The following is a 23,428-nucleotide window of genomic DNA, read 5'->3' as shown; positions in this document are numbered from 1 at the left end:
CAGGCCATCCATCAGCAGCTTCCCATCGACAACGACGGCGACGCGAAAACGAGACTGGTGTTGATGCCGCCGAAGCCGAAGGCATTGCTGAGCGCGACCTGGACCTCTACGTCTCGGCTGTCGGGCCCGAGCAGAGCGCACGCGTGTTCGATCGGATCGGTCAAATTCAGATTCCCGTGCAGGAAGCCGGCGTTGATCTGGACGAAGCAAGCCACCGCCTCCACCACGCCGGCCGACCACAAGCAATGCCCGACTATGCTTTTGGTCGAATTGACCAGCACATTCGGACAATGCGCCCCGAATGCCCGCTCTATCGCTTGCAGCTCGGTGATGTCGCCGAGGCTGGAACTGCTGCCGTGGGCATTCACGTAATCCACCGCATCGACCGGCACCCCGGCGTCGGCGAGCGCCCGTCGCATGACCGCGGCCTCGCCGGCGGCCGACGGATTGGCACTCCGGTTGCCGTCCAGCGACATCGCCCCGCCGAGAACGCGCCCCAGCGCCGGCGCGCCGCGGGCAAGCGCGTGGGACGCGTCCTCCAGCACCAGGCATGCGCTGGCCTGTCCAGGAATGAAGCCATTGTGGAGTCGGTCGAAGGGACGGCAGGCCAGCTCAGGCTGGTCCGGATAGGCCTCGCCGCCCAACGCGCCCAGATTGGCGAACGCCTGCAACTGGAACGCGGCCAGCTCGGCCAGGGCACCAATGACGACGCAGACGTCCGCCTCCCCGCCGCGGATCAGCCGCAGGCCGTTCAGTATCGCGACGTTTCCGGAGGCGGAAGCCCCGCCGACCGCATAGCCCTCCCCCTGTATGCCGAACACCTCGCTGACGCAGCCTATCAGATCGGTGTCCAGCATCTGGATGGCGGCGGACGGGCTCAGATAGGCGGGCTCCTCGGCAAAGCGCTCCGACCAGCCGGCTTCAAAGGCGTGCGCCAGATTCTGGCCGCCGACCACCAGGGCCGTCCGCTCGCCGCCGGCCGGAAAACCGGCCTGGCACCACGCCTGCGCGACAGCCAGCAAGCCGGTCTGCACCAGACGAGTCGAGCGGCCGCCGACTTTCCGCAGGCGGGCCGCCAGCGACGGCTCGGCCTGCAAGGCCGATGGCATGTGCTCGTCCAGGCTGAACGGCCCCAGCTCCGCCATCACGTAGGCCGGGCGCGAGGACGGCGCGGCGCGCACCGCGCTGAAGCGGCTGCGCCCGCAGCGCAGGGCGTCGGCGAAGCGCTCGACGCCTATGCCCGCCCCGCCGACCACGCCCATTCCCGTGACCACCGCATGGCGGCGGGAAGCCGGCCGGCCTCCTGCGGCCGTCAAGCCCTCGCCTCGGTCTTGCCATGCAGAATATCGACCAGACCGCCGATATTCTTCGCCTCCCGCAATTCCAGCGCGGAAGCCTTCACCCGCAATGCGGCCATGCTGCTGACGACGATCTCGGCCCTGTCGACCGAGTTGGCGCCCAACTCGCTCAGGCTGCGCTCCCGCGTCACCAGCAGCGCATCCAGATCCGGCAGCGTCTCCAGAATTATTTCTTTCACCGTCGAAAACACATCATCTTTGGTCATACCCGGCCTTCCTTACGTGAAGATAGTTTGCATGCGGCAACGTCCATGCCCGCCGTTCAATTGCTTGGCGCCACGGATGCCACCGCCCTCTTTCGGCATAACGAGCTTTGAATCGACAATGCCAGTACCAACAGGGTCAGAACCATCAAACCGATGAATATTTCGCCCAAAGCGTCGACTTGATGCTGTGCCGACGCGCGCGCGGCGCCCTCGTGCGCGAATGCGCGCCACGCCCCTATCGCTCCCACCAGGGCCACGCCTATGGTCTGCCCCATCAAGCGCGTCATCGCCAGCAGGGCCGACACGACGCCGGTATGCCCGTCCGCAGCCGCGGACATGATCAAGGCATTGTTCGGCGACTGGAACAAACCCAGCCCCAAACCGACGAAAATGAATTTGCAGATGAACTCCAGCGATGTGGAGTGTGTAGACAGCGTCGACATGGCGATGAAGCCGGCCGCCATGACGAGCAGGCCGACAACGATGAGGCGGTGGGCGCCGAAACGATCCGCCATGACGCCGGACACCGGCGCCGCGACGGTCAGCGCCACCGGCGTGACGGCAAGCAGCAAGCCCGTTTTGGCGACCGCGAAACCCAGCACGTTCTGCAGGTAGAACGGCAGCAGCAATAAGGTCGCGGCGATGCTGACCGAGCTGAGGAAAGCCGCCAGCAGATTCAGGCTGAGGACAGCGTTGCCGAATAGCCGCGCCTCTACGATGGGTTTTTCCGCCCGGCGTTCCATCCAGGCGAAGGCAAGCCACGCGACGATGGCGGCGAGCCAGATCCCGCCGCCACCCAGCGCATCGGAAAATCCCGTCTCGCCGGGAGACAGCGCCAGCAAGGACAACGTCATCGCCACGATCAGCGCCGCGGTTCCGGCCAGGTCGAACGGCGGACGCTCGCGAGTCCGGCTTCGATCAAGGTGCTTGAGCGCCACCATGGCGGCGCCGGCGCACAGCGGGACATTGAGCCAGAAAATGGCATTCCAGCCCAGGACGGCGATCAGCGCGCCCCCCGCGCTGGGGCCCATGATCACCCCCAGGGCGACCGCCACCCCCATGATGCCGAATGCCCGCCCGCGTTCGCAGGCCGGCACCAGCTCCGTCACCAGCGCCGGGCCGAGCGCCAGGATGATGGCCGCGCCGACACCCTGTATGACGCGGCCGAGCAATAGCCAGCCCATGGATACCGGCACCGCGCAACATGCCGACCCGAAGCCGAAAACCACGATCCCCGCCACGTAGATGTTTCTTTTCCCCACCACGTCGGCCAGCCGCCCCATCGGCAACACCAGGGCCGTCAGCGCCAGCATGTACGAAAGTACGACCCAGCGGGCCAAGGCGAAGTCCGCATCGAATGCCCGAGCGATGGTCGGCAGCGCGATATTCACCGCGCTGCTGTCAAGCATGGCCATGAAGAGGCAGATCAGCACCGCCGCCATGCCTCCCCGCTTATGGCCAGATACTTTGCTGTCGCTATCCATATTGCCTCCCGAAGCCCGGCGACGCCGGGACTGTATTCGCCATGACGGCTGGAAGCCACGCCCCGGTCAAGGGCATGGCGCCTGAAATCGCGTCCCCATCGCCCCGTGGCGTTCGGCGGCGGCGATGATTATCCGGCGACGGCATGCGTCGCCCTGTGCAAGGCCTGGTCGATATATTCCTCGGCGCCCCGCAACAAAAGCATGCCGATTTCGTCGACATGGCGGCACCGCCAGTTTTCATACCGGCTGCCTTTCACCCAGGTGTTGAAAGCCCCCATCGCGGGCCCGCATTGAATTTGATAATCGGCTTTCTGCTCTTCGCTACCGCGCAGGGCGAGACGCGTCGAGTGGATGAAGTACCAGCGGAATATCGCCGCCATCCTGGCTTTTGGGCTTTGCTCGATCTCGGCGAGGCGTTGAGGATTGCATCTGGCGTAATATTCCCGCGTTTCCCCCCACACCTCGTCGAAGCTGCGGCGGAAATACTTTTCCTCGATCGATTGGCGGATCTTGGGCTCAAGCTCGTCCAGCGACGCATGGCGCCGGTAAAGCTCGTACAGCTCATTGGCGCGCGGCGGGAAAAGCAGGCCGCGGCGCACCACCTGCACGCGCGCGCCCAATTCGAACATGTCCCCGGCGGGCGCGAAGCCGGTGTCGCCGATCTCGACCGTCTGCAGCAGATCCTTGACCCGGCTGCTCGTCCCGGCCTCCACCGTGCACTGGTTGATCGAGCCGGTGACGATGAAATCAGCGCCCATCAGAAAGGCCGCGGCGGCGGCCTCCGGCGCGCCGATTCCGCCGGCGGCGCCGACATTCACCCGCTGGGCGTAACGCCTCTCCCCGCCTATCCGGTCGCGCAGCCTGAGCATCGCCGGGAGCAAGACGAGCAAGACCCCCCGGTCGGTATGTCCGCCGGAGTCCGCTTCCACGCAGATATCGCTGGCGACGGGCATGCGGCTGGCGATGTCCGCTTCGGAGGCGGACAGGCGGCCTTGCGCCACTAGGCGCCGCAGCGCGCTTTCCGGCGGCGGGCTCAGAAACAGCGCGGCCACCTCCGGCTGCGATATTTTCGCCAGCACGCGCCGCCGCGCGCGCGGCGCTCCGTCCGGCCCGGTATGCGCGCCCTTGAAGCGATACCAGACCAGGCTGTCGTGCACCCGCATGAATGCCGACGCCTCGATATTCGGCACGGCCATCCTCAGGCACAGCTCGACGATGGAGAACTCCTGCTCCGGCTGGTCCATATTCGCCAGCAGATTGACGCCGTAAGCCTGTCCGGGCCCCAGTCGCTGCTGAATCGACAGGATTTCCTGCTCGATCCGCTCCAAGCGCATCCCGCCGGTGCCGAGAAAGCCCATCATGCCCGAACGCGCCATGCCGACGACCAGATCGCTGGATGAAATGCCCTTGTACATCGATCCGGCCACATAGGCCTGGCAAACTCCATACTGCCTTCTGAATTCGCTGGACCCTAACATCCTATCCTTCCCTTTTCCTGTCGCGGCCGACACGGCCAGCCGACATAAGTGAACACCATGCAGGGCAGAATGCTGTAACAACCGTCCGCTTCGAAACCGGCGGACACCCGATCGCTCAAATCGGTCAAGACGCGAGAGCGGCATGTCCGGGGTTCGGCATCCCATGCGACGATTTCGACGTCAAGACATTCGAAATACTTTCCGACCTGCGGATATAGGCACTTGAAAATGCTTTCCTTGGCGGGAAAAATCATTGTGAAGAACAGGCGATCGGACCAGCTTGAACCCTCGCGACTGAAACGCCATTCGCCGTCGCCTACCACTTGCTCGCTCAATAATCGGCAGGTCTCCGCGCCGATGACTCTTTCGGCATCGATTCCCAGCCCCCTGGCTTCGCCGGTGGACGCGACAACGGCCGCGGCCAAACCGTCGGTATGCGTGATCGACCCCACCAGGCCGTCTGGCCAGACCGGGCTGCGCTCCTCCCCTATCGGCACTTCGCATGGAAGCGGATGCCCAGCCTGCGACAGGGACTGCATCGCGCAATAGCGGCCGGCAAGATAGGCGGCTTTCCGCCGCGAGACCGCGCCCGACAGCGACGGCGGAAGCGTCACGCCCAGATCGGCATGGCTGGCGGGACTGTATCGATCGCCATCGCAAGCGGTGGCGACCCGATTGGGGACCAAGCAGGGCAAGCCGACGTCGACGCGGGTCATCAGCATGACGGCTCCGGGAATCTTCGATTCCGGTGCCGGAAGCCGAGCACGCCGGCGACCATAGCCTCGAAAACCTGGGCGTCGTTTCCAAACGGACTCATGGCGGTGAATATCGAGCGCTGCGATTCGGCGCCCAAGACATTCCGGGAAAAAGCAGACAAGGTGCCGGACGGGCTCAAGTCGACATAAGCATGCCGGGCGTGATCCGGTATCGCCTTCAAGGTTTCGGCAAAGCGTATAGGCGAGCGCAGGACCCGCCAGCCGTGATCGGCGTCGAAACGGGCGACCGGCGTCATCGCCGCGCAGGACCATGCCGGCATCTGCGGCGGGACCTGCCCGGGCTTCAACGCCAGTCCGGCCCGGGCGGCGTCGGGCAAGACGATCCAACCTGAATGGAATCCGTAGCGAACCGGCAGGCGCTGATGGAATATGTCGCGCTGCCGCAAGACCCTCTCGACCCTGGCCAACGCCGGCCGGCTGGCCGAGATGACAAAGTGCCTGGCGTAGTTGACTGCCGCGAGCTCGCAGTCCGCAAACAGCGACGGCTCGCCATCGAACAGCTCCACGCCGTCCAGGATCGCCGTCATGCCGGCCTCGTCGCAATGCCGGGCGATGCCATCGGCCTGCTCGATCACCGAAACCAGCGCGTCATCGAATGCCGCCATGCCGGAAATGGCGGCCGCCGCGAACTCGCCCAGACTGCAGCCGACGACGAGATCGGGCAGGATGCCGCGCTCCGCCAAAGCCCGCGCCAGCGCATACTCGATCAGGAAAATGGCCGGATGGCTGTATTTCAGCTGATCGAAACTATCGGACTTGCTCCGGGAGGGATCAAACATCGCATCGAGCAGCGAGGCCCCGGCGACGCGATGAAAAACCGCCTCTCCGCGCAGCAGGCAAGAACGGAAGGCGGCGTTGACACCGAACAATTCCTTTCCCATGTGGAAATATTGCGTGCCTTGCCCGCCGCATAAGAACACCAGCTTGGCCGTCGATTCATCGCCTCTCATTGTTTCGAAGTCTCGCTCTTGATGATTTTCCGCAAGAAAGGCGTCAAGACTGCCCGAGGCGCCACTTCCTTCCATTCCGTCACGCCCTGTCTCGCCATATAAGAGATGCTTTCGACCCAACGCACCGGCGCGGTGATTTGCTCGACCAGATCGACCGCCACGCTTCCATTCAGATAGGGCAAGGCCCGGCGGTTCGAAACGACCGGCGTATGCAGCGTGTTGAAATGGAAAGGCTCGATGAAATCTTCGAATGCCGCCCTGGCCGGCGCCATGAATCTGGAATGGAATGCCCCGCCGACGCTGAGGATATGATATGAGGCGCCCAGATTCTCAAAAATACTCTGGGCCGTTCCAATATCCCGCCCCGAGCCTGAAATGACCACTTGCGAAGGCGTGTTGAAATTGGCCAGATCCACTTCGAACAAGCCGGCCTCGGATAGCGCATCGAATATTTCCGTTCCCGACAAGCCGACGATCGCCGCCATGCCGCCGCTATGCTCGACGCCGCCCATCAATTCACCGCGTTTGGCGACCATGCGCAAGCCGTCTTCGAAAGAAAACGCGCCCGCCGCCAGCAGCGCATTGTATTCCCCCAAGGAATGTCCGGCATAATAATCGGCCATACCGGAACCGTTATGAGTCTCCCGCATATGACTCAGCGCATTGACGACATAAATCGCCGGCTGAGTATATTCGGTACGATTTAATCGCTCATTCGGATCAGCCAGGCAAAGCTCTTCAATCGAATAGCCCAGAATATCGTCGGCACGGTCAACCAGATCCGGAAACGCTCCAAACACCTCCGCTCCCATGCCACGAAACTGGGAACCTTGCCCGGCGAAAATATATGCCATCATATTGCGGTATCCTTTCAATCCGTCAACACGCTGCTTAGCGGGACTCCCAAGGGAAAGCCTGTTTTTGAACGAAATTCCGCACGCTTTCGATGACCGACGGCATCGCGGCCAGCCGGCTAGTCTCCTCGACCGCCAGCTGTTCCATTTCCTCGTCTATCATCCACATGCTTCGGAAATACGATTTGAGATTGCCGACCGCGTCCTTCCTGACCCTGTTCAACTTGATCCTGAGCCGCCGCTCCAATTGATCGAGGTCCTCCCCCAGATAGTCGACCAATTGCAGACGGTGGGCCTCGGCCGCCGATAGCGTGTCGGTGGTCAGGCTCATCCGGAACGCGGCCTGAAACCCCGCGCGCCGGATCAAATACGGAATGACATTGGACGGCAACAGCCCCCACATGGCCTCGGTCAAGGTGAAATGGGATTCCGGCGTCGCCAGCACCAGATCGCTCGCCGCCACCAGGCCCACCCCTCCGGCGGTCACCGCGCCGGACACGCGCGAGACGATGACGCATGGGCTCGCCGCGAAGCGCTTCAGCGTGCGCATGTATTTCTCGGTGCTGCCGCGCATCAGATCGATGTCGATCCGGTCCGCGAGCGCGTCCATCTCGTGGAAGTCCATGCCGGAGCAGAAAATCCCGCCGGCGCCCTCGAGCACGAACATCCGGCAATCCGGCTGCGACTCCGCCAGATCGAGCGCCTGGTTTATCTCATGCAGCAGCGTCTGATTGATCGCGTTTTTACTTTCCGGGCGATTGATCACGGCTCGCATGACGCCGCCACCGCTCTCGAGCAACAATGTTTCGAATACCATGTCGGATCGCGCCTCTCAGTGGCCGAAGTGGCGCTCGACCTGAGCGCGGACTTCCGGCAATTTGAACGTCACATCGTGCATGTCCAGCTCCCGCGCGATCGCTGCGGGCAGGGCCTCGCGCAACTCCCGCGTCAGCGCCACCTTCAGCATCTTCAGCGAGGCCTGCGGCTTCGCCGCCAGATCGACGGCCAGCGCCAGCGCCTCTTCCAGCACCTTGGCCCGCTTGACCACCTTGAACGGCGCGCCCCGCTGGCTTAGCTCCCTGCCGGTGAATCCGTTGGCACTCAACAGCATCTCGCCGGCCAGCGCCTCTCCCAGCCGGCGCGGCAGCAGGCAGGTGGAGCCGACGCCAGGCGTGAAGCCGTAGCGCATGAAGTTGGCGCTGTACACCGACTCCTCGGCGAGGATGACGATGTCGGCGTACATGCCGAAGACAAAGCCGCCGCCGACCGCGTGGCCCGCCATCGCCGCGATGGTCGGCAGCGGGCAGTCGAGCAGCGCTCGGTAGAACTGCCCGATGTCGAAAGTCTTCTCTCCTTCGATCAGGCTCAGCAATTCGCTGCGCGTGCCGCCGCAGCAGAAGTACTGGTCCAGGCCGGACACCACCACCACCTTGACATCGCCGGACGCGCCGATGTCGGCGAAGGCGCGGTCCAGCCCTTCGATCAGCGCATGGGAAAACATGTTTCTTTCGTCATGATCGCGCATCGAGACCTGGGCGACGCCGGCCGACGGATAGCTGACCTGGACGACGCCGTCGCAAGCGAGTTCTGCCTGGCCGATCATGAACGCACCCCGCCGACCAGCACGTGGGCATTGGTCCCGCCAAAGCCGAAGGAACTGACGCCGGCGATGCGCCTGCGATATCCGTCCGGCCACGGCTGGCAGCTCGTCGGAATATCCAGCGGGCCATCATGGCATTCGAGGTGGGGATTCTTGTTTTGCAGGTTCAAATGGGGCGGAATCAGACCCTGCTGCACCGACAGCACAGTCTTGATCAATCCGGCGATGCCCGAGGCGCTTTCCAGGTGCCCGATATTGGTCTTCACCGATCCAACCCAGCATTGCCGGTTCTCCGGACGCGCCTCGCTCAGCACCGCCCGCAGCGCGTTGAACTCAATCGGGTCGCCCAATGGGGTGCCGGTCCCGTGCGCCTCCACATAACCGACCTCGGCCGGCGCCACGCCGGCATCCCCGAGGGCGCGGCGGACCACCGCCTGCTGGGCTGGGCCGTTGGGAGCGGTCAGACCGTTGCTGCGGCCGTCCTGATTGACCGCGGAGCCGAGCAGGGTCGCCAATACGCGGTCGCCGTCGCGCCGCGCGTCGGACAAGCGCTTCAACACGACGACGCCGCAGCCCTCGCCCCGCGCGTAGCCGTCGGCGGCCGCGTCGAAGGTCTTGCAGCGGCCGTCCGCCGCCAGCATGCCCGCCTGCGAGAACACCACGTTCAATTCAGGCGTCAGGATCAGGTTGACGCCGCCGACGATGGCCAGGTTCGACTCCCCGAGACGCAGGCTCTGGCAAGCCAGGTGGGCGGCGACCAGCGACGAGGAGCAGGCGGTGTCGATCGCCAGGCTAGGACCGCATAGATCGAAGAAATACGACAGCCTGTTGGCCGCGATGGCCTGCGAGCCGCCGGTGCCGGCATAGGTGCTGACGTTGTCCAGATCGGCGAGGCACAGTCGGATGTAGTCCAGATTGCAGATGCCGACGAAGACGCCTGTCTGGCTGCCGGCCAGGGACTGCGGCGCGACGCCGGCACTCTCCAGCGCATCGGCGGTCACCATCAGCAGCAGCCGCTGCTGCGGGTCCATGGCCTCGGCCTCTATCGGCGGGATGCCGAAGTAATCGGCATCGAACTGGCTGACGTCCGGCAGGAAGCCTCCGCGCCTGGAAACCATCTTCCCCTGGGTGCCGGGGCGGGGATCGTAGAATTGGCCGACATCCCAGCGCGAGGCGGGGATGTCGGAGATGCCGTCGCGCCCGGCGGTCAGCATGTTCCAGAATTCGGCCGGACTCGCGGCGCCGGGAAAGCGGCAGGCCATGCCGATGACGGCGATCTCCTCGCCGGCGTCCGGCGCCGGACTCGCCGGGACGGCCGCGGCCGCCTCCGTTGCAGGCGCCGACGGCTCGGCGCGTGGAATCGCGATGTTGCGGCCCGCGAGATGGCGGCTCAGCGCGGTCAGCGTCGGATAGTCGTAGAACAGCGTCGGGCTAAGGGCCGTTTGCAGGCGATCGCCGAGGGCCGCGACCGCCTCGCTACCTTTCAGCGAGTCCAGACCGTAGCTGGACCATGGCTCGGCGCAGTCTATCGCCTCCGGAGCGATATGCAGCGCCGAGGCCAGCACCGCGCGCAGCTCGCGCTCTATCTGTTCCGCGCCAAAGCGCGCGACAGCGACCTCGTCCTGCCTGGCTGGCTCCGGCCGCTGTTGAACCGCTTTTCTCCCGGCGGTCGCCAGGCTGAGCGTTTGCGCCAGATAATGCCCCTTGGTGGCCTGCCGCTGGATCTTGCCGCTCGACGTCTTGGGCAGCGAGGCCGGTCTCAGCAACACTACCTCGTGCGGGATGACGCCATGCCCATCGTTGACCGCCTGCCGCACCGCCTTGACCACGTGTTCGATGTCCAGGCTGGCCAGGGCCTCGCGCTTGACCTCGTGCGCGATGACCAGCTTCTCCTCGCCTCCGTCGTCGATGGAAAAGGCCGCCCCGCAAGTCGGCTGCAGCGCCGGATGCGACTCGGCCGCCGTCATCTCGATATCGTGCGGATGGTGGTTCTGTCCGCGGATGATGATCAGGTCCTTGACCCTGGACACCACGTACAGCTTGTCCTCCCACAGAAAGCCGAGATCCCCGGTGCGCAGGAACGGCCCTTCACGCGTGTCACTGGTATACGCGTTGAAAATCTCGGCGTTGAGCGCGTCCTTGTCCCAATAGCCGCCGGCGACACCGGGACCCGCCACCCAGATCTCACCGACCTCGCCTGGCTTGCAGCTGCGCCGGGTATCGGCGTCGGCGATGCGGACCATCGTCTCGATGACCGGTTCGCCGCAGCTGACCACCGAGTAGGCGTCCGGCTCGTCGACGAACTCCGCCCGGTTCGCCTTCAGCGCCTCGCGCGAAAGCTGCAGATAGCGGGAGCCGCCGCGGCGCTCGCCCGATACGATCAGCGTCGTTTCCGCCATGCCGTAGCAGGGGCTCAGCGCCTCCGGCGCGAAGCCGCACTCGCGGAACGTTTCGACAAAGCGCTCCATCGTGCCCTGATTGATGGGCTCGGCCCCGCAATACGCCGTGTGCCAGCTTTTGAGGTCCAGCCGGGCCTTCTCTTCCGGACGGATCTTCTGCGCGCAAAGCTCGTAGGCGAAGTTCGGCCCGCCGGAATTGCTTCCGCCGAACTCGGTGATCGCCCACAGCCAGAGAAACGGCCGCTGCACAAAGGTAGTCGGCGCCATGATCACGCCATGCTGGCCGACGTAAAGCGGAGACAACACCCCGTCGATCAGGCCCATATCGTGGAAGCTGGGCAGCCAGGTCACGCTGGCGCCGCCCGCCGGATAGGAGAAGGTGTCCTTCACCGCCTGCAGATTGAACAGCAGGTTGCCGTGGCTGACCATCACCCCCTTGGGCGAGCCGGTCGAGCCCGATGTGTATTGCAGAAAGGCCAGCGAGTTGCCGTGGATGACGGGCCGCCGCCACGACGCCTCGATGCCCGCCTCGCGCTCGCCGTCGGTCAGCAGGATGCGGGTGGCAGCCAGCTGGCTCTCGCCGACGGCCGCGTTCAGGTCGTCTTGCAGCTCGGCGATGGTGAAGACCACCTTCGCATCGGCGTCGGTGATGATGGCGGCCAGGCGGTCGAAACGGCGCTTGCGCGGCGGATAGGCCGGCACCGGCACCACGCCACCGTACAGGCAGCCGAAAAAGGCGTAGATGAAGTCCAGCCCCTGGGGGAAGATCAGCAGCGCGCGCTCCCCGCTCAGGCCCTCCCGCTGCAGCTCGGCCCCTATCGCCCGGCAGCGACGGTCCAGCTCGCCATATGTGACCTGGCTGCGCGCGGTTTCGCTCTCGATGAAGGTGTAGGCGACGGCGTCCGGCGACGCCTGCGCCCGCATGCGCAGCAAATCCACCAAGGTGCCTACCTGATGCCGTACTTGCATGAGATCGTTCATCACACTGCCTGCTCCGCGTAACGGGTTGCGTCCATGTCGGACTGGATATGCCGTGCAATCGGCCTGAGCGTCCGCTCTTCCATGATGCTGAAGTGGTTGCCGTCGACGATGCGAATCGACAGGTTCTCGATATAGCGGGACCAGCCGTTATCCGGCTTGGCGCCCAGCCTGTTGAAATCGGCCACCGTGTCCTCGTTGATGAAGGCGTTCAGATTGTCGATGACCTGGGCCACCTGCTCGCTGGAGTTCCGCGCGACGACCTCCCTGGCCGAGGTCTGGGCCAGCTCCATCGTTTGCTTCGCCGCGCGGGTTTCCAGCTGCTGGTTGGCTTTGAACAGGATCGCCCGCCCGGGGTAGGGACGGGGCTGGTAGACGACATTGGAGATGCGTTCGACCGCCAGATTGTTTTTCAGCAGGTCGCGGAAGGACGCCACGCCGCCGGGCAGCATCGAATGCTTCATCACATTGTCGATGGCGACCGTCTTCTCCTGCTCGTTCATCACATAGCTGTCGAGCAGATACAGCGTCTCCACGCGCTCGCCGGCGTCGAACAGCTGCTGAGCCATCTCGAAGGCGACCATGCCGCCGCGCGACCAGCCGCCGAGGAAATAGGGGCCGTGCGGCTGCACGCTTCTGACATGCTGCAGATACAGCGCGGCCAGCTCGGTGATGGTGCGGATGGGTTCCTCGCCGCTGTAGAGGTTGTAGGACTCGATCGCGTGTATGGGCTGCCCGCCGTCCAGATAGTTGGCCAGCTTGATATAGCTTTCCGCCCCCGCCCCACCCGGATGGACCAGGAAGATCGGCGTGCCCGGCATGGTTTCGTTGAAACTCAGCATGGCCCGGTAAGAGGACGCGGCCGGCGGCGGGGCCGGCGCGGGCTCCGGCGTGCCCTTCAGCACTATCCTCGCCTTCGCCGGCGCCTCCGGCGGCGGCGCGACCGGCTTGGGTGCCGGCCGCTGCTCAGCCTCTACGGGGGCCGCCTGGGGGTCGTCGGCCACGGGTGGCGGCGTCGCCCCGCCCTGATCGGCGACCGCCTGGAACACCACGTCGACCACCTGTCCGACCCGGGCCGCCGCGTACAGCGCCGCCGCGCTCAGCTGCAGGCCGAAGGCCTTGTTGACCGCGACCACGAACTGCATCGTCATGATGGAGTCGACGCCCAGTCCGGCCAGTTCCGCGTCCATTTCGATCTTCTCGGCCGGCAACAACAGGATCTCGCTGAGAATCCGGATGGCCTTGGCCTCGACTTCGGCCCGCGGGACCGCGGCCGCTTTCGCCTCGACCGGCGGGGAGGCCGGCGGCAGGCCGGCGTCGACGGCCGCCTCGACCGCCGCGCCCGTCTGCGGTTCGAACCAGAAATGCTCCATCTCGAACGGATAGAGGGGCGCATCTATCGCCGGGCTCTCGCCGCCCAGCCGGCGCCAGTCCGGATTCGCGCCGTCGACATAGCATTGCGCGATCCGCATCAGTTGCCGCCGCGCCTCCTCCGGTCCGGCCGCGGCGTCAAGCGCCGCGTAGCATTCCAGCAGACCATCGCCGGCGGACGCCTGCGCCTTGGCGTCGGAAACCTGGCCGAACGGCGTCTGCGCGCCGGCCAGAACGGCGTCCAGCGCCTGGACCAGTTCCTGAGCGGACCGGACGACGAAGGCGGCGCGCTTCTCCCAATGGGCGCGCGTGGCGTTCAGCGTGAACGCCAGCCGCTCGAGGTCCACCGGATCCCGACCGTCCAACCAGGCGCGCAGCCCGGCCAGCCGCGCGCGCTGCGACGCTCCGCTCTTGGCCGAGACGGCGAGCAGCGTCCAAGGCGTGTGAGCATTCCCGACCGGCGCCGGGCGCGACGGCGCCTCTTCCAGCACCACGTGGGCGTAGGTTCCGCCGAAGCCGAAGGAACTGACGCCGGCGCGGCGCGGCGTCCCGTCCCGAACCGGCCATTCCAGATTGCCGCGCGGGATGAAGACCGCCCCCCCGTCTAGCTTGACGTAGGGATTCAGGGTCTCGAACCCGTACATCGCCGGAATCGTTTGATGCTTGATCGCCAGCACCGCCCGGATGACCCCGGTGATGCCGGCAGCGCCCTCCGTGTGGCCGATCTGGGCTTTCGCCGTGCCCAGCGCGCAGAATGCCTGCCGGCTGGTGTGTTCGGCGAAGGCGGCCTTCAACGCCTCGATTTCGATCGGATCGCCCAACGGGGTGCCGGTACCGTGGGCCTCGACATAGGCCAGCGAGTCAGGCGCGATGCCGGCACGCTTCCAGGCCTCCAGCAATACCTGGGTTTCCATCTTGACGCTGGGCGCGGTCGGCGACGGCGTGTGCCCGCCGTGCACGACCGCCGATCCGGCGATGACCGCGTGGATCCGGTCGCCGTCGGCCAGCGCGCGGGCATACGGTTTGAGCAGCACGACGCCGACCCCCTCGCCCGGCACATAACCGTCCGCCTGCTGGTCGAACGAGTGGCAGCGGCCGGTCGAGGACAGCGCGTTGATGCTGGAGAAATAACGATAGTGCCAGGAGCTGAGCAGCAGATTGACGCCGCCGACGAAGGCCATCCCGCACGCGCCCCGGCGCAGGCTGTCGCATGCCATGTCCAGCGCCACCAGCGACGACGAGCAGGCGGTGTCCAGCGTCAGGCTGGGGCCTCGCAGATCGAGGAAGAACGACGGACGGTTCGCCAGCATGGTCGCGGCGTTGCCGGTACCGTCGTGCGGTTCCACGCCCTTGCCGCGCAAGCACATTTCCTGCGCGTAATCGTAGAAGCAGCAACCGATGAACACCCCGGTGGCGCTCCCCTTGATGCGCGCGCCGTAGCCGGCGTCCTCGGCTGCGTGGTACAGCGCCTGCAGCACCAGGCGCTGCTGAGGATCCATCGTTTCCGCTTCCTTACGCGAAATGCCGAAGAAGCCGGCGTCGAACGCCGCTACGTCGTCGATGAAGCTGCCCCATTTGCAATAGGTCTTGTCGGCCTGGTTGCGGCGCGCGTCGAACCATGGCCGGTAGTCCCAATGATCGGCGGGGACTTCCCGGATCAGATCCTTCCCGGCGACGGTGTTCTCCCAGAAAGCTTGGAGATCGGCCGCGTCCGCGTAGCGCCCAGCCATGCCTATGATGGCGATGCGGTCGTCGCCGGCAAACGGCTCGTCGATCCGGGAATCGTCTTTTTCGTCGCCGACGGCGCTTGCAGGCGTCGGGCGCGCCGCACGGGATACCGATGCCGGCTGAGCGGTCGGCCCTGCGTCCGGCTGTCCGGAATGGAAATGAGCCTGGAAAGCCTCACCGTGCTCTCGCTCGAGAAAGGCCGCCAGTTCCGCCAGATTTGGATATTCGAAGAACACGGTCGGATAGAGATCGAAGCCGAGCTCCTTCTCGATCCGGGAGGCCATGGCGATCAGGCCGGACGACTCCGCCCCGAGATCCATGAAGTTCACGTCGGGCGCTATCGGTCCCGGCCGCCCGATCAGCTCGCTGAGCTTGCCGGTCAGGTATTGCTCGATTTGCGCGCCCAGGCCGACGGCGGCGCGCGCCCCGCCGGCCTGGCCTTCCGCCCGGCCGTCGTCGCGCGGCGCGCCAGTCCGGATGCGCTTGCAGGTGACGCCGGCCATGTCCACCGTCACCGTCCCGTCGGCATCCAGCAGTCGGATATCGCACACGGTGACCTCCTCGTTGACCTTGGAAAGGGTGGCGAGGCAGTAGCAGGCCTTGGGCACCTGGCCGTACACCGTCAGTTCGCGGATCATCAGCGGAATGAACGGCTGGGAGCGCGTCTCGGGCGGCAGCAGCACGGCGGAGGCCATGATGGCGCCGTCCAGCAGCGACGGATGGACGCTGCCGTACGGCGCCTCGGCCGCCATCTCGTCCGACAGGACCAGCCTGCCCAGGGCCTGCTCGCCCCTGACGTAGATCTTGCGCACGCTTTGCAAGGACGGACCATGGACGATCTGCTCGTTTTGGCCGTAGATTTCCCGCGCCAGCACCACCTTGGCCGGTGCCGTCAGAAACGGTTGCAGGTCCACCGCCGCCGGTCGCGGCGCCGGCCGGGGATGGAACGCCCCGCGCGCCGCCACGCCCACCCCGTCCTCGTCCGGCGTGGGATGCAGTGCCGACTCACGGCACAACACGGCAAACTCCCCGTCCCCGCCCTGTTCCGACACCGAGACCGACACCTCGCGGCCCTCCGGCAGGACGACGGGTTCGACAAAGGTCAGCCGGCGAATCCCGTACGCCGCGCCATGCGGCGTCCTGCTCCGGACGAAGTCCAGCGCCAGCGCGGCATGCGTCACGCCCAGCAGTATCCGCTGCCGCTCGACCAGGTGGTCGCGCACATAGGGATCATGATACGCATACCGGCGCGCCGCCGGCGTCGACGGCCTGGCCCTGCCCTGCGGCGCTCTCAGCGCGCGTATCCGCTCCAGCGCGCCGGCGCTGGACAGTTCGTTGCGGCTGACTTGCGCATAAATCTCGCGTAGCAACTCGTTCTTCATCGGTCCTGCCTCCCGCCATCAATATCCAATATCGAGTATTCGGCACTGCTGAGCCGCACGGCCTCTTCCGCGTCTATCTCCCCCCGCTCTATCCGCTGCAGGATCTCGGTCAGAAAGCGCTCCTCCGAACCGATGGCGGCGGCATCGGGGCCGAACCAGAACCGCTTTCTGTCGAAGCGCGTGGGCGCGAGCGGCGCGCGCGCCGGGCCGCCAGCCGGCGGCGCCTCCTCGACCACCATATGGCAATTGGTGCCGCCGAAGCCGAAGGAGGAAATCGCCGCGCGCCGCACGCCGCGGCGCGGCTGCCAGTCTTGGGTTCGATCAACCGGATAGAACGGCGAGGCGGCGAACTGGAATCGCGGATGCGGCTCGTCGCAATGCAGCGTCGGCACCAGCTCGCGGTGCTGCAGCGACAGCATGACCTTGATGAAGCTGGCGACGCCCGCCGCGCGCATCAGATGGCCGACATTGGACTTGACCGAGCCGACGCCGCAGTAGCCGGTGTCCCCGGACTGCTTGGCATAGGCGCGGGTCGCGGCCTTGATCTCTATCGGATCGCCCAGCAGCGTGCCCGTGCCGTGCGCCTCGAAATAAGACACGGTGTCTGCGCCGACCCCGGCCTTGGCCAGAGCCGCCTCGATCACCTGCTGCTGGGCCTCCTGGCTGGGCACCGTCACCCCCATCGTATGGCCGTCGTTATTGACCGCGGACCCGAGGATCACGCCGAGAATCCGGTCGCCGTCGTCTACCGCCTTCTGATAGCGCTTCAGCAACACGATGCCGGCGCCCTCGCCCAGCACCAGACCGTGGGCGTTCTTGTCGAAGACCGAGCAGACGTCGTCGTCGGACAGCACGTTGGCGCGGCTGAAGGAGACGAACTGCTTGTCGTCGAGCAAGAGGCCGATGCCGCCGGCCACCACCATGTCGGCGGAACCGTTGAGCAGGGCATCGCAGCCGTCGTGGATGGCGATCAGCGAGGAGGCGCAGGCGGCGTCTATGGTCTTGGCCGCGCCCTTCAGGTTGTAGAAATCGGAGATCCGCGCGGCGACCATATTGGAAATCGTGCCGACGACGGCCTTCGCCAGTTGCCGCTCCGACATCAGGCCCTCCGCGCGCTCGATATAGCTGCTTTGCGAGCAACCGAGGATGACGCCTATCCGGCCGCCGTCGACGTCGGCGCGGGCATAGCCACTGCGGTCGAACAGCTCCTGGGTCAGCTCGAGCATGATGCGCTGCTGCGGATCGATGATCAGGGCGTCCTCGTCCGAGATGTTGAAGAAGGCGTTGTCGAACAGGTCGACGCCGTCTATGAATCCTCCCCATTTCGAATACGACTTGCCCGCCGCCTTGTCGGCGCTGAACGAGCCGTCGACATCCCAGCGGCCGGCGGGAATCTCGCCGACCACGTGCCGACCGTCCCTCAGGTTCCGCCAGAAGTCTTCCAGCGCGGCCGCGCCGGGAAAGCGGCAAGCCATGCCTATCACCGCGATGCGGTCGTCGCGCGCCGGCGCGGAATCCGGCACGGCGCGCGGCGCTTCGCGCTGGCCATCGGCATGCGGCGGATCATAGGCGTCGAGGGCGGGCGGCGTCGGCGCCGAAGCGGCCGCCGCCGGGATCAGCCCGGCCGACTGCAGCGCGTCCGTCAGCAAGCGCAGCGTCGGATTGTCGATGATGATGCTGGGCGGAACCACCGTATCGAATCGCTGTTCGATGACGGACAGTATCTTCATCATCTGGATCGAATCGAGGCCGAGCAGATGGAACTCGGTGTCGGGATCGAAATCGCCAGCCTCCAGCTTCAGCGTTGCCTGGAAGATATCGGCCAGCGTCGCCAGCACCTCGCCGTCGCGGCCGCCCGGAACGGCCGCGGCCTGCTGCCGGGCGGCGTCCGGATGCCTGGCCGGCGGCTCGACCTTGGCGGCAGACGGCGCTTCGACGCCCAGATAGCGCGCCACCGCGGCCGACTTGCCGCCGATGACGGCGGCCTGATGGCAGCCGCTGGCCAGAATGGCGCGGAAGGCGGCCAGACCGTCCTGAGTCCCCAGCGACTCGATGCCGAAAGCCTCCCTCAGGCGGGCGACGCCGCTCTCGTCGATCCGCATGCCGCCGTCCTGCCACAGCGGCCAATTGATCGAGACCGTGTGGCCATGGCACTTGCCCTGCCGCCTCTGCGCCTCGCGCCAGAACGCGAAGTGGTCCAGGAAGGCGTTGCCGGCGGCGTAATCGGCCTGCCCGACATTGCCCTTGATCGCCGCCAGCGACGAAAACAGCGCATAAAAGTCGAGATCATGCCCGAGCGTCGCCTGGTGCAGGTTCTGAGCGCCCAGCGCCTTGGCGGCCAGGACCCGCTCGATCCCGGCCCAGCTCTTGTTCACCACCAGGGCGTCGTCGACCAGCCCGGCGCTGTGAATGACGCCGTGCAGCTGGCCAAAATCGCGGTCCAACTTCCGGACCAGCGCCTCGACCTGCTCCCCGGAGCCGACGTCGACGCATTGGTAGTCGACCTTGCCGGCCCCCATCGCGCGCAGCGCATCCAGCTTGCTGTCGATCAGGTCGTCCCGAACCCGGCGGCCAAGCAGGATCAGGCGGGCCCGGAACTCGGTGGCCAGCCAGCTGGCGAACAGATAGCCCAGCCCGCCGACGCCGCCGGTGATCAGGTACACGCCACTTTGCCTGGGCGCGACCTTGCCTCCGGCCCGCACCGTGGGCGCGATCCGGCGCAGCGAGGCTCGCCGCACCCGGTCCGGACCCGGATACTCGACATGGCGCGGCGCGTCCTCCGCAAACAGCTGCCGCCGCAGGACAGCCAGCAGCTCGGGCGTCGCGCGGCATCCCGCCGCGAGGCCGACCACCCGCAGATCGTACTGCGGCTTCTCCCGCGGCAGGCTCTCGGCGAATCCGGACACCATCGCGTCGAAGCACGACGCGTCGGCCTCGCAGTCGTAAGCGTGGACGATGCGTATCGCCTTGAGCTTGGCCCGCAGCAGCGCCTGGGTCAACGCGACGGTCGCCCGCAACGGCTCGAACAAACGCTCGTCGACGGCGGACAGGGCCTGGCCCGCTCCGCTCCGTTGTCGCAGCGACCAGAGCTGCAGCACATGCGACGGCTGGATGCCACTCGATGCGAGATCGTCCAGCAATAGAGAAAAATCGCCGGGGCGCGACGGGTCGAGCCGGTATTGCCGCGGCCCGTCCTTCGCAAACGCCGCGCCGGCGCCGACGGCGATCACCGGCGGCGTCCCGCTCCCGGAGAACCAGCCTTGCCGGATCGCGTCGTCCAACCCGTCCTGCCCGCCCAGCACCAGCAAGCCGCCAGGCGCCATGGCTTCGGGCAGGCCGGCCGGAAGCGCCTCCTCCTCCCGCACCATCTCGCAGACCAGCAGCTCGGGCGCGTCGTCGCCTGCGCCTGCCGGCTCATAGCGCCGCACCGCCAGGCGTTTGATCGCCAGCATCACCTTCCCGTCCTCGGCGCAGATGCGGATATTGAAGCGGCGGATCGCGTCGCCGGACCGGCCTTCGGCCGCCTCCGGCTCGATTACCGCGTAAGCCTCCCTGCTCACCGGCGCGTACAGATGGACCTCGTCCATGCTGAAAGGCAGGAAGGTGGCGTCGCCGTCGCCGGCCTCGTAGCCTATCAAGGCCTGAAGCGCGCCATCCATCAGGCCCGGAGCCAGGACCGCGCCGCCGTCGGACCCGGTCTCGCCCAGCTTGGCGAGCAGCGTGGCTCCCGCCCGCCGCACCCAGCGCACCGTCTGGAAGCCCGGACCGTAGACAATGCCACGCCGGGCGAAGCGGGGATAGATGTCAGCCGAGGGTACATCCTCCTGCGCCGCCACCAGCAGCGCGGCCATTTCGGACACCACGGGCCGGGCGCCCGCCTCCTCATCCGTCCACAGGCCCCGGCAGTGGACGACGGTTTCGCCATCACGCTCCGAAACGAATTCGAAACGGCCGAGGCCCTCGGCCCGCAAGCGCAGCTCCCCGCCGGGAAATGCGAATGGCCGGATCCAGACGCAGCCGCCGAACGACGACGGCGCTTTTCCGTAGCCGGCCAGCGCGGCGCGCGCCAGCTCCAGATACATCACCGCCGGCAGAATGGGTTGGCCCGCGATCCGATGATCGGCCAGGAAGGACTCGCGCCCGGTGAACGCGAAAGCCGCGATCTGCCCGTCGGCCGGAAACGCTCTTGCGCCGGCTGCCGGCTCGGCCCGGACAGGCGCGGCGGCGTCCGCGCGGCCGGCCGGCTGCGCCATCCAGCAGCGGCGCCGCTGGAACGGATAGGTCGGCAGCGGTATCCGCGCGGCGCTTTCGCCGGCGTGCAGCGACGCCCAGTCGATGTCGAAACCCTTGACGTACAAGGCGCCCAGCACCGCCAGCTTGCGCGCGTAGGCGGCATCGTCCTGCGCGTCGCCCTGCCCGACCTGGGAGCTGACGATGGCGGCCATCTCGGCGAATAGCAGTTCTTCGGCGACATCCATCGTCCGGGACGGCCCCGCGCCCATCATCGCCTGCTGGCCGTGGCGGCCCGCCAGCGCCTCGTCGATTCTTGCCGCCAGATCGGCTGTCGATGAGGCCACCAGCGCGCAGCGCCACGGGAAATGCTCCCGTCCGCGGTTCAGCGTGAAGCTGAGCGCGGCCAGGTCGGACGCTGCCGCGGCCTGGTCCAGATGCCCTTTGAGGTCGGCGAGACGCTCGGCCAGCGCCGCCTGCGTCCGCGCGGAAACCGCCACCAGATGCGATGGCTTGCGCACGGAGGCGGCAGGCTGCGCCGGCGGCGGTGCCTCGTCCACGATCAGATGCGCATTGGTGCCGCTGAAACCGAAGGAGCTCAGGGCCGCCCTTCGCACGCCGCGGGACGGCGCCGCCCACTCCGCGAGTTCCGTCTGCACGCAAAAAGGGCTGTTCTCGAAATCGATATGCTGGTTGGTCTTGCTGTAATTGAGCGACGGCACCAGTTGGCGGTGCTTCAGGCACAGCAGTATCTTGATCAGGCCGACAACCCCGGCCGCGGCCGAGGTGTGCCCGACATTGCCCTTGACCGAGCCCAGCGAGCAAAAACGCTTTTTGTCGGTGAAGGTCCGGAACGCCGCGCTCAGCGCCTCCACCTCGATCGGATCGCCCAGCTTGGTGCCGGTGCCGTGCGACTCGACGCATTGGATGCTTGCCGGATCGATCGCGGTTTTTTCGTACAGTTCCTTCAGCAGCGCCGTCTGCGACAGCACGCTGGGCGCCGTGATGCCGTTGGTTTTGCCGTCCTGGTTGGTCGAGGAGCCGCGGATCACGCCGTGTATGGTGCTGCCGTCGGCCAGCGCGTCGGCCAGACGCTTCAGGATCACCACGCCGACCCCCTCGCCGGGGACGATGCCGTCGGCCCGGTCGTCGAACGGCGCGCAGACGCCGCTGGGAGACAGCATGCCCAGCCGGCTCATCCCGATATAGGACGACTCCGTCAGATAGCAGGTGACGCCGCCGGCCAGCATCATGTCGGCCTGGCCGCTGCGCAGCGCCTCGCAGGCCAGGTGGATGGCGACCAGCGACGAGGAGCAGGCGGTGTTGACGGTGAGCGCCGGTCCCTTCAGATTGAGGAAATACGAGATCCGGGACGACATCATCGAATCGGCGATGCCGGTCACGCCATACTCGCTCAAGTCCTCGCCGGAACGCAGGATCAATTCGTGGTAGTCGTTGTTCATCACGCCGGCGTATACGCCGGTCCGGCTGCCGCCGATGTCGGCCGCCGTGTAGCCGGCATGCTCCAGCGCGTTCCAGCAGCTTTCCAGGAACAGGCGCTGCTGCGGGTCCATCCACGCCGCCTCGGTCGGCGAGATGTTGAAGAACAGCGGGTCGAACTGGTCGACCTCGTCCAGGAAGGCGCCCCACTTGCTGTAGGTCTTGCCCGACGCGCTCGCGTCGGCATCGAAAAACGCGTCGGCGCGCCAGCGCTCGGCGGGCACCTCGCCGACGGCGCCGACGCCCCGGCTCAGCAAGTCCCAGAACGCCTGTGCATCGCGCGCGCCGGGCACGCGGCAGGACAGGCCGACGATGGCGATGTCGTCCGCGGCCGGACGCGCCGCCGGGGCGGGAGCGGGCGTTTGCCGCAACTTGATCTCCGCTCGGGGCGGAGCTGGAACCGGAGCGGGCCCGGCCTTCGGCGCGCTCTTCGGCTCAGCCTTTTCCTCGCGGCGGGCCTCCCGCAGGCGCTCCGGCTGACGCTCGGCGTCGACCTGCGGACGGAGCAGGCCGGCGACATGCCGCGCCAGATCGTCGATGCAGGGATAGTCGTACAGCACGCTGGCGCTCAATTTCAGCTCGAGCTGGCGGTTCAGCCGCCGGACCAGCTCGACGCCCAGGATGGAATCGACGCCCATGTCCAGAAAGCTGCTTTTCTCGTCCAGGCTCTCGACGTCAACCAACAGGCATTCGGCCAGCAATTCGCGCAATGCCCGCCGGCTGTCCGCCAGCAGTCGCGGCGCGCCGGCATCGCCGGCTTCCTGCCTGCGCCGGAGCGCGTCCGGCCGAGGCGCAGCCGGGCGCGCCTCTTCAAGCGGGTCGGCTTCCCGCGCCTCGACGATGGGAGCCGGCTCGCCGGCGCCCGGCTTGTCGGCGCCCGGCTTGTCGGCCGGCAGGCGTCCATCGTCGATATGCTTGGCCAGCAGCGTGATCGACGGATAGTCGTAAAGCACCGTGCTGCTGAATGCCAAGCCGAACTCGCGGTTGATTTTCTTGACGATTTCCACGCCGAGGATGGAGTCCACCCCCAGCTCGACAAAGGTCCGCTCGGTACCGATGGCGTCCGGCTCAACCATGAGGCTGTCAGAAATGATCATCTGCAACTGCTGCTTCATTCGCATGCTGGATACGCTC

At 66.5% G+C, this 23,428-nt stretch carries 12 protein-coding genes; all 12 read right to left on the bottom strand.

From position 1 onward, the window contains the following. Positions 1–11 precede the first annotated feature (11 nt). The 12 genes from ACY3GB_RS19750 to ACY3GB_RS19695 all read right to left on the bottom strand — a co-directional run bounded on the left by ACY3GB_RS19750 (position 12) and on the right by ACY3GB_RS19695 (position 23,391). Entirely contained in the window at positions 12–1,316 is a 1,305-nt protein-coding gene (locus tag ACY3GB_RS19750; protein WP_463090235.1) for a beta-ketoacyl synthase N-terminal-like domain-containing protein, read from the bottom strand. Continuing rightward, positions 1,313–1,564 (bottom strand): acyl carrier protein, encoded by a 252-nt coding sequence (locus tag ACY3GB_RS19745; RefSeq protein WP_463090234.1) that lies wholly within the window; start codon positions 1,562–1,564, stop codon positions 1,313–1,315. The genes ACY3GB_RS19750 and ACY3GB_RS19745 overlap by 4 nt, the downstream gene beginning before the upstream one ends. Before the next feature lie 56 nt (positions 1,565–1,620). Continuing rightward, positions 1,621–3,048, bottom strand: a complete 1,428-nt coding sequence (locus ACY3GB_RS19740) for an MFS transporter (RefSeq protein WP_463090233.1) — start codon at positions 3,046–3,048, stop codon at positions 1,621–1,623. A 128-nt stretch (positions 3,049–3,176) separates the two neighbouring features. Continuing rightward, positions 3,177–4,526, bottom strand: coding sequence for a PfaD family polyunsaturated fatty acid/polyketide biosynthesis protein (locus tag ACY3GB_RS19735; RefSeq protein WP_463090961.1), 1,350 nt, complete (start codon positions 4,524–4,526; stop codon positions 3,177–3,179). Further along, complete coding sequence (locus ACY3GB_RS19730) at positions 4,520–5,248, bottom strand: 4'-phosphopantetheinyl transferase family protein (RefSeq protein WP_463090232.1); 729 nt, start codon at positions 5,246–5,248, stop codon at positions 4,520–4,522. Before ACY3GB_RS19730 ends, ACY3GB_RS19735 begins: the two co-directional genes overlap by 7 nt. Further along, entirely contained in the window at positions 5,242–6,327 is a 1,086-nt protein-coding gene (locus ACY3GB_RS19725) for an acyltransferase domain-containing protein (protein WP_463090231.1), read from the bottom strand. Before ACY3GB_RS19725 ends, ACY3GB_RS19730 begins: the two co-directional genes overlap by 7 nt. Then, complete coding sequence (fabD, locus tag ACY3GB_RS19720) at positions 6,249–7,109, bottom strand: ACP S-malonyltransferase (protein ID WP_463090230.1); 861 nt, start codon at positions 7,107–7,109, stop codon at positions 6,249–6,251. Before fabD ends, ACY3GB_RS19725 begins: the two co-directional genes overlap by 79 nt. A gap of 34 nt (positions 7,110–7,143) precedes the next feature. Then, positions 7,144–7,881, bottom strand: coding sequence for an enoyl-CoA hydratase-related protein (locus tag ACY3GB_RS19715; RefSeq protein WP_463090229.1), 738 nt, complete (start codon positions 7,879–7,881; stop codon positions 7,144–7,146). Positions 7,882–7,938: 57 nt separating this feature from the next. Next, entirely contained in the window at positions 7,939–8,709 is a 771-nt protein-coding gene (locus tag ACY3GB_RS19710; RefSeq protein WP_463090228.1) for a polyketide synthase, read from the bottom strand. Further along, on the bottom strand, positions 8,706–12,074 hold the full coding sequence (locus tag ACY3GB_RS19705; RefSeq protein WP_463090227.1) for a beta-ketoacyl synthase N-terminal-like domain-containing protein: 3,369 nt from the start codon (positions 12,072–12,074) through the stop codon (positions 8,706–8,708). Before ACY3GB_RS19705 ends, ACY3GB_RS19710 begins: the two co-directional genes overlap by 4 nt. Positions 12,075–12,085: 11 nt before the next feature. Continuing rightward, entirely contained in the window at positions 12,086–16,564 is a 4,479-nt protein-coding gene (locus ACY3GB_RS19700; RefSeq protein WP_463090226.1) for a beta-ketoacyl synthase N-terminal-like domain-containing protein, read from the bottom strand. Further along, positions 16,561–23,391, bottom strand: coding sequence for an SDR family NAD(P)-dependent oxidoreductase (locus ACY3GB_RS19695; protein WP_463090225.1), 6,831 nt, complete (start codon positions 23,389–23,391; stop codon positions 16,561–16,563). Before ACY3GB_RS19695 ends, ACY3GB_RS19700 begins: the two co-directional genes overlap by 4 nt. Between the last annotated feature and the right edge of the window lie 37 nt (positions 23,392–23,428).

The sequence above is a fragment of the Chromobacterium sp. Ag138 genome (assembly GCF_055181315.1).
Note: the sequence above shows the minus strand (reverse complement) of the source record. Positions and strands in the feature narration are given on the sequence as shown.

Excerpts from the sequence above, each read along its gene's own strand:
- ACY3GB_RS19705 (WP_463090227.1), bottom strand. The coding sequence starts at position 12,074 with ATGCAAGTACGGCATCAGGTAGGCACCTTGGTGGATTTGCTGCGCATG.
- ACY3GB_RS19710 (WP_463090228.1), bottom strand. The coding sequence starts at position 8,709 with ATGATCGGCCAGGCAGAACTCGCTTGCGACGGCGTCGTCCAGGTCAGC.
- ACY3GB_RS19695 (WP_463090225.1), bottom strand. The coding sequence starts at position 23,391 with ATGATCATTTCTGACAGCCTCATGGTTGAGCCGGACGCCATCGGTACC.
- fabD (WP_463090230.1), bottom strand. The coding sequence starts at position 7,109 with ATGATGGCATATATTTTCGCCGGGCAAGGTTCCCAGTTTCGTGGCATG.
- ACY3GB_RS19730 (WP_463090232.1), bottom strand. The coding sequence starts at position 5,248 with ATGCTGATGACCCGCGTCGACGTCGGCTTGCCCTGCTTGGTCCCCAAT.
- ACY3GB_RS19740 (WP_463090233.1), bottom strand. The coding sequence starts at position 3,048 with ATGGATAGCGACAGCAAAGTATCTGGCCATAAGCGGGGAGGCATGGCG.
- ACY3GB_RS19735 (WP_463090961.1), bottom strand. The coding sequence starts at position 4,526 with ATGTTAGGGTCCAGCGAATTCAGAAGGCAGTATGGAGTTTGCCAGGCC.
- ACY3GB_RS19715 (WP_463090229.1), bottom strand. The coding sequence starts at position 7,881 with ATGCGAGCCGTGATCAATCGCCCGGAAAGTAAAAACGCGATCAATCAG.
- ACY3GB_RS19700 (WP_463090226.1), bottom strand. The coding sequence starts at position 16,564 with ATGAAGAACGAGTTGCTACGCGAGATTTATGCGCAAGTCAGCCGCAAC.
- ACY3GB_RS19725 (WP_463090231.1), bottom strand. The coding sequence starts at position 6,327 with ATGGAAGGAAGTGGCGCCTCGGGCAGTCTTGACGCCTTTCTTGCGGAA.
- ACY3GB_RS19745 (WP_463090234.1), bottom strand. The coding sequence starts at position 1,564 with ATGACCAAAGATGATGTGTTTTCGACGGTGAAAGAAATAATTCTGGAG.